The sequence below is a fragment of the Paenibacillus sp. 32O-W genome (assembly GCF_007679495.1).
Lineage (GTDB): Bacteria > Bacillota > Bacilli > Paenibacillales > NBRC-103111 > Paenibacillus_L > Paenibacillus_L residui.
Genome location: NZ_VEGP01000190.1, coordinates 1 through 351, shown reverse-complemented (window position 1 = coordinate 351; position 351 = coordinate 1). Strand labels below are relative to the sequence as shown.

1 protein-coding gene is annotated in these 351 nt (G+C 52.1%); it reads left to right on the top strand.

Annotated elements, in window-relative coordinates; translation table 11 throughout:
- Positions 1 to 324, top strand: a 324-nt coding sequence (locus FS806_RS25390; RefSeq protein WP_144942142.1) for a transposase, incomplete at its 5' end; no start/stop codon positions are given.
- Positions 325 to 351 lie beyond the last annotated feature (27 nt).

Genomic DNA, 351 nt, shown 5'->3' with positions numbered 1-351 from the left:
GACGATCAAGCCGCGGTGGCCAAATATGCCGGCTTGGTATGGCGCAAACACCAGTCCGGCCCCTATGAGGCCGAAGATACAAAGCGCATTCGTTCCGGCAACCGATTCCTACGGTATTACCTAGTTGAAGCTGCCAACTCGGTAAAAAACCGTGATCCGGAATTCGGAGAGTATTACCGGAAGAAATACAAGGAAGTACCTAAGCACCAACACAAGCGCGCCCTCGTCTTAACGGCAAGAAAACTTGTGCGTCTGGTCGATGTGCTGCTACGCAACGACCAACTTTACACGCCTCGAAGGAAGGTGAATAGCGCGAAGGTGTAACGTCTCTCTTTGCCAAAGTCCTTCACG